Origin of the sequence: Mesorhizobium sp. BR-1-1-10, assembly GCF_020165595.1 — a bacterium.
GTDB lineage: Bacteria > Pseudomonadota > Alphaproteobacteria > Rhizobiales > Rhizobiaceae > Mesorhizobium > Mesorhizobium australicum.
In genome coordinates, this window is record NZ_JAIUIL010000001.1 from 79052 (window position 1) to 93658 (window position 14607).

Here is a 14607-nt window from a genome sequence, read left to right on the forward strand (position 1 = left end):
CCGCCTCACGCATCCTTGCGACGACGTAGCGTCTTCCGGTCGTGGCGCTCATACATCCAGTACACAAGCGGAATGAACCATGGTCGGCCGCGGTAAAACGGTACGGCCTTGGGAGCCTGATCGAAATCGAAAGCCGAGCGCGGCTGCTCGGCGTCTTCGAGGATCTTGAGCGCCGCCTTCTTGCCGAGCCACCGCGCCCACACGATGCCGGAACCGCAATAGCCAGTCGCGTAAATGGTGTTGCCGCGTGAAAAGATGCGGGGGATCATATCCCGGTGCATGGCGACATTCCCGAACCAGCTATGCGTAATGCCGATATTCTTTAGTTCCGGGAAAAGTCTGGCGAGCTCCGTCCGCAGATTGACGGTCGGCGTGAGCGGATCGCCTGCGGTCGTGCCGTCGCGTCCGCCGAACAAGATGCGAGACCCATCGGGCGACGGGCGGTAGTAGTAACTCAGCTTGCGCATGTCGCTGTACATCATGCGCGCGGGCATCAGCCGGTCCATGACCTGCTTGTCTAGCGGTTCGGTGGCTACGATTCGGCTGCGAACCGGCACCAAGCGGCGGCGTAGCCATGGATCGAACCCGTCGGTGTATCCGTCGGTGCATACAAGCAGCTTCTTTGCCAGTACATCGCCGCGTTCGGTGGTGACCCGCACGCCTGCCGTATCGCTGACCGATCCCAGGACAGCGGTGTTCTCGTGCAGTATGGCATCGGCCTCGCGCGCGACCCGGATCATCCCGGCGAGCAACTTCGCGGGCTGAAGGCCGCCGATGTCCATGCGGACCATGCCACCAACATAGAGGTCGGTTCCGATATACTGCCGCACGTCCGATCCTTTGACGGCGAAGGTCTCGATGCCAAGGCTGTCGTGGAGAAAGCCCGCATGGCGCCGGAGCTCTTCTGTCTCTTCGGCGGTCATCGCCCCTTCGAATAAGCCGGACAGCGTGAAGTTGGCCTCGATACACTCCGGGGTGAGAAACCGCCAAAGGTCCTGCCGCGCGGTCTGGCCTTCCAGCAGGATGCCGTTCGCCCTATCCAAACCGAAGCGACGGATCAGTTCCTTGCGGCTAGGCCTGATGCTGCCGCTTGCCATGCCACCGTTACGGCTGGAAGCCGCCTGGCCGAGCGACTGGCGATCGAAAAGCTGGACGTGCTTGCCTGCCCGCGCCAACTCGATTGCGGCGGAGAGACCAGTATAACCGCCGCCGACGATCGCCACGTCGCAGCTCCGATCGAGTTCGCGCCTAGGCAAAGGCGGAAAGGCACAATCGTCCCACCAGTATGGCGTCGATTTAATCGTTTTGGAAAGCGTCTGTGTCATGAACCGGTACTGCTGCTGGTTGCAAAGGAAAGCTCGGGAGCCGACTAGTCGCGACTAACCCAGAGCTTGCGCGTGGTTTCGATGACCTTCCAGACGCCGGTGAAACCCGGATGCATGACAAAGGCGTCGCCGGCCGTGATGCGACGCGGCTCCTTCCCGTCCTCTGTCAGTTCGGATACGCCTGACAGGATAACGCAGACCTCGAAAGTCTTGCCCTTTATCGAGCGATAGGCTCCAGGCGTCGCCTCCCACACTCCGGACTGAACTATTCCGTCGGCGGTCTGTGCGATGTCCCAACTAAGAAAGCGCGGATCGCCTTCGATCAGCCTGTCCGGAGCAGGCTTGCCTTCGCGGGGTTTGGGCAGGTTATTCTGGTCGATGAAAGTGAGGTTGGACATGGTCTTTCCTTTCAGGACTGTTCTAGCCAGGGATGGCTAAACGGCGTTCAAGAAGTTTCATCGCCATCAGCGCAATGACGCTGATCACGAGGTAGAAGGCGGCGGTTATGACGAAGATATCCATCACCGCGAAGGTTTCGCTCATCAGTCGCTTGGCGTAGCCGGTGATCTCCAGGACCGTGATCGCGGAAGCCAAGCTCGATTCCTTGACAATGATGGCCACCTCGCTGCTGTAGGCGGGAAGTGCCTGTCGCAGCGCCAGCGGGAACTTGATACGAAGGAAAATGTGCCATGGCTTCATGCCGCAAGCTTCCGCCGCTTCGATCAGCCCCTTGGGAAGCGAGTTGAAGGCTGAGCGGAAGGTCTCGGCGGTGTAAGCGCCCGAGTTCAGGACGACGGCCAGGATGGCTGCATGGAGCCCATCGCCGATCATCCACCACAGAACCGGGTTGTGCCGGATGAAACTTACCTGGGCCAAGCCGTAGTAGATCACGAAGATCTGCACCAGCATTGGCGTGCCGCGAAATATCGCGCAATAGGCGTCGCAAAAACCGCGAAGCATCCGGTTTTTCGATCCGCGCGCAACGCCGACCAGCACTCCCAGCGGCAGACCCAGAACAATGCCGAAGACTGAGATGATAAGCGTTATCTTGACGCCCTCGAGCAGAAACGGGAACGCGTAGGCCATGATGCCCAAGTCCATGTCACATCCCTCCGAAGCCGCGGTTGAGGCCCCGTTCGATCCTCGAGAATGCGGTTTGGCTGGCGAGCGTCATGGCGAAGAACAGCGCTGCGGCAATGCAGTAGAAAAATAGCGGCGACCGGGTGATGCCGGCGGCGATTGCAGCGGTCCGCATCAATTCCTGCAGGCCGACGACCGAGATCAGCGACGTATCCTTGATCGTCATCTGCCACACATTGTTGATTCCGCCGAGCGCGAGCCGCAAGGCGAGCGGAAACGTAACGCGAAAGAAGGTCACCATTGGCGGAAGCGCCAGGGAGCGAGCGGCTTCCAGCATGCCGGAGGGCACGGCCTGTAGAGCGCCGCGGATGACCTCGATCGAGTAGGCACAGGAGATCGAGGCAATCGCTATGACGCCGACGATCATCGGATAGGCATTCTCGGCGGCCTGCTCGTAGCCGAACGTCCCCGCGACGGTTCTCACCCAGCCCAAGGAGCCGTAGAACAACAGGTAGATCACCAGCAGTCCTGGGATACCGCGGATCAGGATGCTGTAGGCATCCACCATCTGTGAGACGACCATGACCTTCTGCCAGCGCAGGATGGCCAGTGGAGTCGCCACCACGAAACCGAGAAGCATGCCGAGCAGCCCGATCGCTATGGTCACTGCACTGCCCCGCAGGAGAGCCAGCGCCCAGCCATGCTCCACCATCAGAACCCAGAAATCCTGCATAGAGGCCCCCCATCCGCCTGCCTTGGGCGACGCCAAGGCAGGCCGCTACTATCGAAGGATCACTGCTTGCAGGGAATGGTGTAGTCGTCCTGGAACCACTGCATGGAAGCTTTTTTGACCGTGCCGTCGTTAATCATCTTGCACAGGGCCACGTCGATCTTCGCCTTGAGGTCGGTGTTGCCTTTGCGTATCCCGACGCCCATGCCTCGGCCGAGGACTTCCGGATCATCCGTGGAAATTATCTTGACGTCGACTTTCGCGAAGTTCGCGCCGTCCGGCGTTGCCAGGAAGTCGACCCAGGTCGGTGAATCTCCGAAAGCTACGTCGATGCGACCGCTAGCGAGGTCGGCCGTCAACTGGGTGACGGCGTCGTACGTTTTCAGGTCGACGCCCGTCATCCGCTTTTCTATGAACCTGGCATAAGTAGTGCCTGTGGGGACACCGACACTTTTGCCAACGATCGCCTTCTTGATTTCATCAAGGCTTTTCAGGCCGGCCAGCGGCGAATCCTTCGCAACGACGAAGTAAAGAGGTGTCGTTGCGTAGGGGATCGAATAGTCGATCTTTTTTTCTCGCTCGGCCGTAATGCCAAGACCTGAGATGATGACGTCAAATCGGTCGCTGTCCATTGAGGGCACAAGCGAACTGAACGTCTGGACGACGAACTTACACTGGACCTTCATTTCGGCGCAGATCCCATTGGCGATGTCAGCGTCGAAGCCGGTGACGTTGCCGCTTGGGTCGGCCATGCTGAACTTTGGCGCGTCGCCTTCGGTGCCGATTCGCAAAACACCTTCCTCGGCCGAGGCCATGGTCGCCGCCCCGGCGACCAGCAGGCCGGATGCGAATGCGGACTTGATTAGTTTGCTGATGTTCATCTCAGTTCCCCTTGTTTGATTCTTGATTGTCCCAGCGCCTGTCTTCAGGCATTGGCCGGCATAACGCTCGAAAGAAACCGCTTCACCGCTTCGCTCGCGGGGTTTCGAAACAGTTCTTCCGGCGTGTCATCCTGCTCGAGGCGGCCCTTTTGCAGGAATAGCATTCGGTTCGACAGCTCCCTTGCGAACCGCATTTCGTGCGTCACGAGGAGAATTGTCGCACCCTCCTCCGCGAGCCTGCGTATGATCTTCAAGACCTCTCCGACCAGTTCCGGATCGAGCGCGGATGTCGGTTCATCGCACAGCATCAATTTCGGGCGCATCGCCAGGACGCGCGCGAAAGCGACGCGCTGTTGCTGGCCGCCCGAAAGCTGTTGCGGGTAGCGGTCGCGGAAGGTTTCCATGCCGACCTTCGACAACGCCCACAGCGCAGTCTCTTCTGCTTCCTTCCGCGACAGCCTGAGTACGCATACGAGCGCCTCGGTCACGTTGCCGAGAACGGTGCGGTGCGGCCAGAGATTAAAGTTCTGGAAAACCATTCCCACGTGGCGTCGAAGCCCTCTGACCGCAGCTGCGTTGACAATCTTCGGCTCTCCGCGCGCGTCGGTGGTCACAGAGATGGCCTCTCCCAGGAATTCGATCTGCCCAGAAGTCGGCGTCTCCAAAAAATTGGTGCAGCGAAGCGCGGTGCTTTTCCCACACCCCGACGACCCGATCAGCGAGACGACCTCGCCCTGCCTTACGGTGAAGCTAACTCCGTCCAGCACCTTCGTGGCGCCGAATACCTTAGCGAGATCTTTGACCTTGAGGACTTCGGCCGCACGTGAGATCTTGCGGTGCAGCATGTTAACCGGCCACCGCGCCTTGCGCATCCATGTCTATGAGCACGCTGTCCACAGCCGCCTTGGCAATACTGACCATCTCATCGATCTCCGCCTCCGTCATGACCAGCGGCGGCGCAAAGCCTAGGATGTCTCCATGCGGCATGGCGCGAGCAATGAGGCCTCGGTCGCGGGCTGCCTGCGAGATGCGTGCGCCAACCTTCAGCCCCGGATCGAAAGTGGCTTTTGTTCCGCGGTCGGCGACGAACTCCAAGGCTGCCAGCATGCCAATGCCCCGAACCTCGCCGACGATAGGATTCTGTACGAACTCCGCCTTCAACCGGGCAAGAAGATAAGCACCTTTCCGAGCCGACTGACCGGCAAGATCCTCGCGTTCAACGATGTCGAGGACGGCGTTCGCCGCAGCAGCGCTGATGGGATGTCCGGAATAGGTATAGCCATGCGAGAAGGCGCCGACGCGCGGCGTTGCCTCCTCCATGACCTCATAGACTTTCTGTGACACGATGGACGCCGAAAGAGGCGCGTAACCCGATGTCAGGCCCTTGGCGACGGTTACCAGGTCGGGCTCGATGCCGTAGAGGTCCGATCCGAACATGGCACCGGTGCGCCCGAAGCCGCAGATCACCTCGTCGGCGATCAACAGAACGTCGTATTTGCGTAGCACAGCCTGGATTTTCGGCCAGTATCCGATCGGCGGCGGCGTGATGCCACCGGTCCCCAGCACCGGTTCGGCGATAAACGCGCCCACGGTATCCGGGCCTTCACCCAGGATGAGCGCCTCCAGTTCATCGGCGCGCCGCGCCGAAAAGTCCTGCTCGGTTTCTCCCGGATGCGCACCGCGATAGAAATGCGGGACGCCGGTGCGGAGAATGCCGGAGACCGGCAGATCCATGTGGTCGTGATAGAAACTCATTCCCGTCATCGAGCCAGAGACGACGGAACATCCATGATATCCGCGTTCCCGCGCGATGATTTTCTTCTTCTTCGTTTTTCCCCGCAGGTTATTGTAATACCAAACGATCTTCGCCTGGGTCTCATTCGCATCCGAGCCGGACAGGCCGTAGAAGACTTTGGACATGTTGCCCGGTGCCATCCTGACCAGCCGGTCCGAAAGCCGCGCAAGTTCTTCCGTCGTGTGCGCCGCATAGGAATGATAGTAGGCGAGCTTGTAGGCCTGCCGGGAAATCGCCTCCGCGACCTCAGTGCGGCCATAGCCGATGTTGACGCAATATAGGCCGGCAAAGCCGTCGATATATTCCCGACCGGTGGCGTCTTGAATCGTGACGCCCTTTCCTGTCTCGACGATCGTAGGATCGACCCCGCCGGATGCATAATCCTTCAGATAAGTGAAGGGATGGAGCACCGTCCTGCGGTCCATCTCCGCAATTTCAGCAACATTTACCATTCGCCATTGTCCCTACGCAGCCACGCCGCGCCTGCCGTGAGGCACGTCTTCCGACATATCGACTCGTTGAGTGAAGGCTAATGGAACGAGTGCGCTGATTTTGCGATGAAACCGGAACAATGACGCAGGATTCCTGCCTTGTTTTGCGCAGGATGCAGAAATCACGCAGCAGGACAGTCACGCGGATTGACCGTTTGATGGGCGCCCGCAGACGCCCAACCATCACACAACCGAAGCCTCGGCCACATGATACGCCTTTCCGGCACTGGGGTGCTAAGGCGCCTCAAGCACTCGTGACTCAGGGGCGAGCGCGGCGGACATCACCCTCGCAAGCCGAAGACCGTCTGCGGTCCGCCCGCTGTCATGGTTGCGGGCTCTCTGGGAGAGCTCCATGAATCGCCGACTTCGGGCAGGCTGGGTTTCGTCGACGGGGCGGCCCAATCACAAGCGACATATCTCATGGCTTGGAATTTTACCCAAACGTGAAAGAGCACTCGAACTGGCAGGTTCAACAGACCCCATGTCGACGGCGTTTTGTAGCTAGACAGAGGGACAGCGACTTTCGGCCGGTTCGCTCAAGAGGCGAATGAGACGGCAGTTCGTGCTGGTTTTTGCGACCGGCAGATCGAGGTCCTGCGGAATGAGCACGCATTGCGGCACATTCTGCCATGCTGTTGGGCCTACCTTTGATCTACAAGGCAGTTTGATGGGAACGAAGGACATCGATCGCGTAGGCCGAACTCGCTGACTTTGAGTGCTGCGGCGCGCTTGTCGATTTCCAAATGGCGGTAACTGCCAAGGATCTATTCGACCTCGTTCTGAAGCGACCCCGCATCCAAGGCACCGCGATTCGCATTCTGAGGACGACAATCTGCAGCTTTCTCGGGGTCATGTGATCGCGATCAACAAATCAAATGTGCGGGAATGTTTATGCGGCTTGACCAACTTGACGCACGCCTGCTGAGAATGGTGCAGACACACAATCGCCACACGAGCGAGGAACTCGGCGATATGGTGGGCCTTTCCGCCACTGCGGTGCAAAGGCGCGTCAAGCGCTTGCGGGATGAGGGAGTGATCGAGGCCGACATCTCCGTCGTAAAACCCAAGGCCGTCGGCCGTCCGATCGCAATGCTGGTTTTGGTGTCTCTCGAACGTGAGCGTGTGGATATAGTCGACCGTTTCAAGCAGTCCATTCGACACACGCCGGAGGTCATGAATGGCTATTATATAACCGGCGATGCGGATTTCGTGCTGATCGTCACGGCCAAAAGCATGGAAGACTATGAGAGTTTTACCCGCAAGTTTTTTTATGAGAACCCAGATATTAAGGGGTTTAAAACAATGGTGATCATGGACCGTGTCAAAGTCGGCTTTTCCGTTCCGATCGACCCCGATGATTTCTCATGATCTTGGATGAAGGGCGCTGTTTGGCTTGAGGAAATTTGTGCTGGATTTTGCTTACGACGCCGAACCGGCCTGGGGACGCTTCGCTCATTGTGTAATCAAGACTGGCTCGCGTAAGCTGATCGACACCCGCTAGCTGCCCGTTTTCGGCAGCTCCGTCGTCACGGTGTACGAGCACACGCTGGCCGGTTTCTGAACGGCGGGCAGACAGGGAATGCCTAACGGCTCGCCCGCCTCTAGCCTGTGACCTTGAGCAGCGCGCGTTTCATGGATGCAAGGAAAAGGTCAACATGCTCGGCTTCGCAGACGAGCGGAGGCCGCACTTTGAGTGAATCCTCGTTGGCGCCTGTCGTGCTGACAAGCACCCCGTCGTCGCGCAGTGCGTTCACGACATCCAAAGCCATTGCACGCCGGTCCGCCGAGGGCGCGCTCTCAGGCCCAATGTCGACGCCCAAAAAAGCCCAGCGTTTCGGATTCCGCGAACCCCGCAAGGCTGCTGCGCGACTTTCTCCAGCCCGGCTCGAAGGCGCTGACCCATGGCATGCGCTTTCTGGGGATCTGATCACGCTGCAGGATTGTCAGCACGGCGTCCGCCGTCGCTATGCCAACTGTATTTCCGGCGAAAGTGTTCGAGTAGCGAGATGTGGCACCAAATTGCTCCATCGGTGCTCTGCGACCAACAACAGCGCCAATTGGAAATCCATTGCCCATCGGCTTGCCGAGGGTAACCAGATCCGGAGCGATCTCGTGCCGCTCGAAGCCCCACATATGAGCCCCGGTTCGTCCGAAGCCCGGTTGAACCTCGTCGGCGATGATGAGACCACCTGCCTCCCGCACCGCCTCAACGCCACTGGCAATGAAGCGGGGAGGATCCACCCAAACGCCATCACTGGAAAAAATACTGTCGATGAGCAGGGCCGCGACGCCAATGCTGCGAGGGTTCAGATCCACAATGGCCGAACGGATCTGCGCCTCGAAAAAGTCCGCTGCCTGCGATTCCGGCACACCGGAAAGAGATGAGATCGCCAGTAGTTGATCAAGATCAGTGCGCTTTGTCGCGCCCGCATCAGTCCGACGAGCAGCCTTGCTTCCAGCGCCGAAAGGGTAATGACAGAGGCATAGCCAGCAATGAGATGTTCGGCGCCACCCAAAGGAAGTGTCGCATCCTTTACAACATGACTTGCAGCGATCGCCAGATCCTGGATCCTGGGGCTCCAGCAGCCATCGCCGAAATCGATAAAACCCATTCCCCGCTTGGTCACCATCATATTGGACGGGCTGCGATCATTATGCGTTACCTGCCACGCCACATCCGAGATTTGCGGCTGAACAAACTCGGTATACTCGCCCATCGCGACGCGAACGCAGCCGGCGACCGTCCCGGAGGGCAGGTACTCCTGCAGTTCCTTCAATCTCGACCAGCAACCGACATGCCATAGAGCGGGACGGTGGGCCGCGGGCACGCTGACCCGATCAAGAGCTAGGTCCAGTTGGGCCAGAGCGCTGCCGGTTCGAAAAAGCAGGTCGCGGGTGGGCATCGCCTGATGCAGTGGCATCCCTTCAATTCGGGTCTGCAGATAGCCGCATACTCCCCCTTGCTCGAACATCAATGCGCCGTTGGTCGTGCGGACCACTTGGGGTGCGACAAAGCCTCTTGCCCCTTCCAATCCGGCTATGGTGCCGGATTGAAAACGACAGCTGTCGACCGCCTCTGGTCGCATCGACGTCCTCATGATTAATCGGCGGCCGTCCGTCCCTTAGCGCCACCACTGCCAACGGAAGAATGCGAAGATAGTGCCCCTGGATGCGGGGTGCCCATTGAAGGCGCCTGTTGGCATGGATGGCGCAGCCGGCGCGCCTCTGCACCGGGCAAAGCTGTCGCCTAGAAATATCCGAGGATGGATTTTACCTCGAGATATTCCAACATGCCCTCGATCCCATATTCACGTCCGTTTCCGGACTGCTTGAAACCGCCAAACGGGGCGTGCGGATCCCAGGCCGGGTAATTGAGATGAACCTGGCCGGAGCGAATGCGCGACGCGACGTCCCTGACGACATCCAAGTCCTCGCCCTGCACATGGGCTCCCAAGCCGTACACCGTATCGTTGGCGATACTTACGGCCTCCTCGACTGTGTCGTAGGGGATGATGCAGAGAACTGGACCGAAAACCTCTTCCTGTGCAATGCGCATTCTAGTGCGCACGTCCGAAAAGATCGTCGGCTTCACAAAGAGGCCGACGTTCAGATCGTGTGCACGACCCGGCCCGCCGATGACGAGCTTGGCTCCTTCCGATATGCCGACGCCGATCATGGTTTGGATGCGTTCGAATTGGGCACGGTTGGCAATTGCCCCATGAGTTGTGGCTTCCGAAAGAGGATCTCCGACGACGACCTGGGCCGCGGCCCTCTTGGCGATTGCCTCGATCTCGGACAGCCGCTCGCGTGGCACGATCATGCGCGTCGGGGCGCTGCATGACTGGCCGAGATTGCGGAAGGCGGCGGCTATGCCCACGGAAACGGCGCGGTCGAGATCGGCGTCAGGCAGGATCACGTTGGGGGACTTGCCACCCAGTTCCTGCGCGACACGCTTGACGGTCGGCGCTGCCGCCTGGGCCACCGCAATGCCCGCGCGGGTGGACCCGGTAATGGAGATCATGTCGACATCCGGATGGGATGCCAGACCAGCACCCACGCATGCACCATCACCTTGCACCAGATTGAAAACTCCGGCAGGGAAGCCGGCCTCCTCGATCGCCTCGGCGAACAGAAGAGCGTCCAGGGGGGAAAGCTCGCTCGGCTTCAACACGACCGTGCAGCCTGCAGCGAGAGCCGGCGAAACCTTGGCGGTGATCTGGTAAAGTGGCCAGTTCCATGGAGTGATCAAGGCGCAGACACCGATCGGTTCGTGGGTGATGGCGGTTTGCCCCCGCTGCTTGACGAAGGGAAAGGCTGTCAGCACATCACGCGCAACCTTAACATGCGCGATAGCCAGCGGCACCTGAGCGCTGCGCGCATAGCCGATCGCCGCGCCCATTTCGAGGGTGAGACATTGAGCCAACAGTTCGCCGCGGGCCTCCAGCAACTCTTGCAGGCTATCGAGCAGACCCGCGCGGTATTCTGGCGTGGTCCGGCTCCAGGTGGCGAATGCCCTTCGAGCCGCTGACACGGCTGCGTCCACGTCCTCGCTATTGCCGAGCGGAAACTGGCTAACGACCTCTTCTGTGGCGGGATTGATGACGACTCCCGGCGCGGTGCCGCGCGGCTCGGCCCATCGACCTTCGATGAAGAACTTGTCCAGGTGGCCGTTGCGCGACAGGTGTTCGAGGGGCGTCATCACCCGATAAGGTCCTTCATGCGGTAATAGGCACCGAGAACCGGCAGGAACAAGGTACGCCCCAAATAGCCGGGGATCGCCGGCCAGTTGAAATCCTTCCAGGGATTCAAGTCGGGGCGCCCATCCATAACATCAGCCGTGGTGCTGCCTATCAGCGTCGACATATCCAGCCAGTAAGAGGTAAACTTCATTTTCTTGACCACCAATGCTGATTTGATTGGGCGAAATCCGAGGCATAGTTGCGCGCCTACCAGCCGCGCATCCGCTCCCAACGCGCTTCAATCCTGGTGCTGTCCCCGTTAACGACGCTGTAGAAATCATGCTGGGCGGCCATCGCACATGCGTGGTTGGGCAGAATTCGGATCCGAGCCCCGAGCGGCAACTCCGGCATGGACTTTCGAGAGCCGGCACGAATGGCGAGGATACCGTGTTCTTGGCTGGCCTGGGCCACGATCACATCTTCAAGCACCCGCCCCTTCTCGTCGCAGACCACACCGTAACCCTGGTCGATCTGCTGGTTTGCGGTTCCCCGGTCGCGCGAAAGTGCCATCCACCCGGCATCAACCAGCACCCATCCCTTTTCCGGCTTGGAGCCGATCACCGTGGCCAATACGGACATCGCGATATCGTCGCGGTCGCAGACGCCAACCCCGTGCTGAACGAGATCGAAGAACATGTAGACCCCGGCGCGCAATTCCGTGACACCCTCGAGATTCTGGGCGAAATGCGCGGTTGGCGTCGAGCCGACGCTGACGATCGGACAGGCATGGCCATGGGCGCGCAAGACTTCAGCTGCGCGCACGGTGGCTGAACGCTCATTCTCTGCTGCCCTGACCAGTGCATCGGGTGTGTTCAAGCCGTAGGATTCGCCCGCATGAGCGAGCACCCCGACGAGCTTGGCACCGGCAGCGACGACGCTGCTGGCCACGTCGGGCAATCTCGGGTCGTCCGGCTTCAATCCGCCGCGATGGTCATCGCAGTCCAGTTCGATGAACACCGATGGCGCCATGCCGGTGGCTTGGCGCGCGTCGGCCAAGACATCGGCCTGCTCCACAGTATCGAGCAACAGCTTCACATCAGCGCCGGTACGGCGACAAAGCTCCATGGCGCGCCTGGCCGAAGCCGGCGAGATGCCAACCGCATAAGTGATGTCGCGAAAGCCGTGGTCCGCGAAATATTCCGTCTCGGCGATGGTCGAGACCGTGATCGGACCGGGCTCGCGAGGGAACGCGTATCGGGCGACGTCGATGCTTTTGGCCGTCTTCATATGGGGGCGCAGCACCACGCCAAGCTTCTTGGCACGCTCAGCCAGCCGTTGAATGTTGCGTTCGACCCGTCCGCGATCCAAAAGCAGCGCTGGGGTAATCAAGGCGTCGAACGTCTCGGTCGTCTCGCTCGCTGCCAGGTTTGCCGCCATCTTGTTCATTCTCGTTTCCTAGGTGAACGACTGGTTTGCCAGCGCGTACATATGGGCTGAGCCCTCGGAGACAGGCCGTTGGCCCTTGACCATGGCGGTCGCCGAGCTGACCTGCTGGAGGCCGAGGCTCTCGAGCCAATCGCCCAATCTATCTTCGGCATAGATATCGATGCGAACGAATTGATCATGAAGCTTAGAAAGCTGCGCCAAGATCAAAAGCCGCGCATCCTGGTCACACTCGGCCGCACAGGGGCCGATGACATAGCCACGGCCGAACCTCCTGCTGATGGCGTAGCCGGCAATCCGCCCGTCGCGTTCGACTACGACGACCTTGCCCACATCGGCGAGTGCCGCGCCCATCGATGGTCGCGGCATGCCCGTGGCCCGTTCATCGAACGCCTGGATCGCGGCGAGGTCGGAGAGCGTCGCCTGACGCACACCGTCACCGCCCCCCCGCGTCACCGCAGTGGTCAGCAGGCCTTGGTGCTGGAGCACCGTGCCCCAGGCAGTGAAGCCGCGGCGCTTGTAAAGCGCGAGCCCCTCTTCGGTGGACGTGAGCAGCACGTTGCGACCCTGCGCCGCCTCAAGCAATCCATCAAACAGCCGCGAACCGTTGCCACCGCCTTGCGCGGGGCCAGTGACGATGATCATGCCGACGGTGGCAAAAGCCTTGCCGTAAATCCACGACATGGCGGTGCCAATCACCTGCCCTGCCTGCTCGAGAACCAGGCCCCTGCCGACAGCGGCGGCGAATTCCCAATCCTCCAGGCGATAGGGCCAGCCCATCTCCTGCGACAGCTTCAGTGCGCCCGGCAAATGACGGGTTTCCAATTTCATCAGCTCGCTAGGGATGACGATGTCTCGCTCGAGTTGGGGGGCCATGGGAGGTGCAGTCTCTTGATCGCTGTCGAATTGAAGTCGGACCTTAGAATTGCGCCCCAACAGCAGATTTCTCTGCTGTTTTGCCCTTTCAAATAAGCGAGATCATTCGTTTTCGGCAGTTCCTCGGCACGCCAAGTTGCACAAATCGGGCGAACAATATCGGGCAGCTTGAGTCCCCGTTTGTGATTACCCTCGCTCGGCGTGTCCTCCGCACCCATCCAAAACGGATGTGTTCTCAGCCTCCACGATGGCATAGCCGGGACACGTCTCAGCGATGAGCGCTTGATGCTCAGAAGGAATTTCGGATGATCTACATCAGCGAAGACGAGTCAGCCGCCCTTGTCACGCATGAACTTGCCTTCGAGGCGGCGCGGGAGGCTCTCGAGGCAGCAGCCTCGGGGCAGAGTTGGGTCTTCCCTGCTGTCATCGGGCGCACGCAGGAGGCGAGCAATACCTTCTCTATCAAATCCGGCTCGTCGGACGACCTGACCGGAGTGAAAATCGGCTCCTTCTGGTCGGGCAACCCCGCACGTGGCCTTCCCCGGCACAACTCCACCATCGTGCTGCTCGATCAGAATACAGGACGGCTCCGCGCTGTAATCGAGGCCGGAAAGGTCAACGCCTACAGGACGGCCGCCGCCGACGCGGTTGCTGCGGATTTCCTTGCGCGCAAGCAAGCCAAGGTCCTGGCGATATTCGGTGCCGGCAACCAGGCAGGCTTCGAAGTGATGGCGCTGGCTCGCATCCGCCCAATCGAAACCGTGCTGGTCGTGGCGCGGCCTTCGCCGCGGCTCGACGCTTTTGTCGATCAGATCGGCGAAAAAGGCCTGGATGCGCGCGCCGTCTTGCCCGAAGAAGCCGTGCGCGCGGCCGACATCGTGGTCACTGCGACCCCCTCACGCGAACCGCTGTTCGATGCCGCCTGGGTGGGACCCGGAACCCATATCGTCAGCATGGGGTCGGATGCCCCAGGCAAGCGCGAATTGCCGAGCGAACTATTTCCCAACGCGCGTCTGTTTTGCGATCTGCTTTCCCAGTCCGTTCAGATCGGCGAGTTCCAACACGTGCGCGACGAGATCGACGCCGGCGTGCTTGCAGTAGCACCAGTCGGCGACGTCATTGCCAAGCGTGTGTCCGGACGCCTCTCCGACACCGAAATCACTGTCTTCGACAGCTCCGGTATCTCCCTGCAGGACCTCTACATGGCTGACGCGCTGATCAGCGCCAAGACGCCCCGCCGCTGATCAGCTTCGCACCGACAAGTCCCGCCTCGATGGTGCGGCTGCACTGGAACAAAGAGCCTTACG

15 protein-coding genes and 1 pseudogene are annotated in these 14607 nt (G+C 60.2%); 2 read left to right on the forward strand and 14 right to left on the reverse strand.

Annotated elements, in window-relative coordinates:
- Positions 1 to 5: 5 nt before the first annotated feature.
- The 7 genes from LB555_RS00375 to LB555_RS00405 all read right to left on the reverse strand — a co-directional run bounded on the left by LB555_RS00375 (position 6) and on the right by LB555_RS00405 (position 6263).
- On the reverse strand, positions 6 to 1223 hold the full coding sequence (locus LB555_RS00375; RefSeq protein WP_246678848.1) for an NAD(P)/FAD-dependent oxidoreductase: 1218 nt from the start codon (positions 1221 to 1223) through the stop codon (positions 6 to 8).
- A gap of 146 nt (positions 1224 to 1369) precedes the next feature.
- The gene (locus tag LB555_RS00380; protein WP_140876921.1) at positions 1370 to 1723 is read right to left on the reverse strand and encodes a cupin domain-containing protein; all 354 of its coding nucleotides are present in this window, start codon (positions 1721 to 1723) and stop codon (positions 1370 to 1372) included.
- A gap of 22 nt (positions 1724 to 1745) precedes the next feature.
- Positions 1746 to 2426, reverse strand: a complete 681-nt coding sequence (locus tag LB555_RS00385) for an ABC transporter permease (protein WP_224682083.1) — start codon at positions 2424 to 2426, stop codon at positions 1746 to 1748.
- A 1-nt stretch (position 2427) separates the two neighbouring features.
- Complete coding sequence (locus LB555_RS00390) at positions 2428 to 3138, reverse strand: ABC transporter permease subunit (protein ID WP_224682084.1); 711 nt, start codon at positions 3136 to 3138, stop codon at positions 2428 to 2430.
- A 59-nt stretch (positions 3139 to 3197) separates the two neighbouring features.
- Complete coding sequence (locus tag LB555_RS00395; RefSeq protein WP_140876915.1) at positions 3198 to 4016, reverse strand: transporter substrate-binding domain-containing protein; 819 nt, start codon at positions 4014 to 4016, stop codon at positions 3198 to 3200.
- Between the two features lie 44 nt (positions 4017 to 4060).
- Positions 4061 to 4861 (reverse strand): amino acid ABC transporter ATP-binding protein, encoded by an 801-nt coding sequence (locus LB555_RS00400; protein ID WP_140876913.1) that lies wholly within the window; start codon positions 4859 to 4861, stop codon positions 4061 to 4063.
- Position 4862: 1 nt separating this feature from the next.
- Positions 4863 to 6263 carry an aspartate aminotransferase family protein gene (locus LB555_RS00405; protein ID WP_140876911.1) on the reverse strand — a complete coding sequence of 467 codons (1401 nt, stop codon included), beginning with the start codon at positions 6261 to 6263 and terminating at the stop codon, positions 4863 to 4865.
- A gap of 930 nt (positions 6264 to 7193) precedes the next feature.
- Here LB555_RS00405 and LB555_RS00410 point away from each other — a divergent pair.
- Positions 7194 to 7670 (forward strand): Lrp/AsnC family transcriptional regulator, encoded by a 477-nt coding sequence (locus LB555_RS00410; protein ID WP_140876909.1) that lies wholly within the window; start codon positions 7194 to 7196, stop codon positions 7668 to 7670.
- 233 nt (positions 7671 to 7903) lie between these two features.
- Here the strand turns inward: LB555_RS00410 and LB555_RS29425 are convergent, their stop codons facing one another.
- From LB555_RS29425 to LB555_RS00440, 7 genes and pseudogenes are all read right to left on the reverse strand, one after another.
- Positions 7904 to 8071, reverse strand: coding sequence for a hypothetical protein (locus LB555_RS29425; protein WP_411970733.1), 168 nt, complete (start codon positions 8069 to 8071; stop codon positions 7904 to 7906).
- 28 nt (positions 8072 to 8099) lie between these two features.
- Positions 8100 to 8618 (reverse strand): aminotransferase class III-fold pyridoxal phosphate-dependent enzyme, encoded by a 519-nt coding sequence (locus LB555_RS29430; protein WP_411970734.1) that lies wholly within the window; start codon positions 8616 to 8618, stop codon positions 8100 to 8102.
- A pseudogene (locus tag LB555_RS00420) lies at positions 8609 to 9409 on the reverse strand (phosphotransferase enzyme family protein); the annotation flags it as partial. The pseudogene LB555_RS00420 and the gene LB555_RS29430, both read right to left, overlap by 10 nt.
- Positions 9410 to 9549: 140 nt before the next feature.
- Positions 9550 to 11004, reverse strand: coding sequence for an aldehyde dehydrogenase family protein (locus LB555_RS00425; RefSeq protein WP_140876905.1), 1455 nt, complete (start codon positions 11002 to 11004; stop codon positions 9550 to 9552).
- Positions 11001 to 11192 carry a hypothetical protein gene (locus tag LB555_RS00430; RefSeq protein WP_181174031.1) on the reverse strand — a complete coding sequence of 64 codons (192 nt, stop codon included), beginning with the start codon at positions 11190 to 11192 and terminating at the stop codon, positions 11001 to 11003. The genes LB555_RS00425 and LB555_RS00430 overlap by 4 nt, the downstream gene beginning before the upstream one ends.
- 56 nt (positions 11193 to 11248) lie before the next feature.
- Entirely contained in the window at positions 11249 to 12427 is a 1179-nt protein-coding gene (locus LB555_RS00435; RefSeq protein ID WP_224682085.1) for an alanine racemase, read from the reverse strand.
- A gap of 9 nt (positions 12428 to 12436) precedes the next feature.
- Positions 12437 to 13300 carry a GNAT family N-acetyltransferase gene (locus tag LB555_RS00440; RefSeq protein ID WP_224682086.1) on the reverse strand — a complete coding sequence of 288 codons (864 nt, stop codon included), beginning with the start codon at positions 13298 to 13300 and terminating at the stop codon, positions 12437 to 12439.
- 305 nt (positions 13301 to 13605) lie between these two features.
- Here LB555_RS00440 and LB555_RS00445 point away from each other — a divergent pair, with 305 nt between their 5' ends.
- On the forward strand, positions 13606 to 14544 hold the full coding sequence (locus LB555_RS00445) for an ornithine cyclodeaminase family protein (protein WP_140876901.1): 939 nt from the start codon (positions 13606 to 13608) through the stop codon (positions 14542 to 14544).
- The last annotated feature ends 63 nt before the right edge of the window (positions 14545 to 14607 follow it).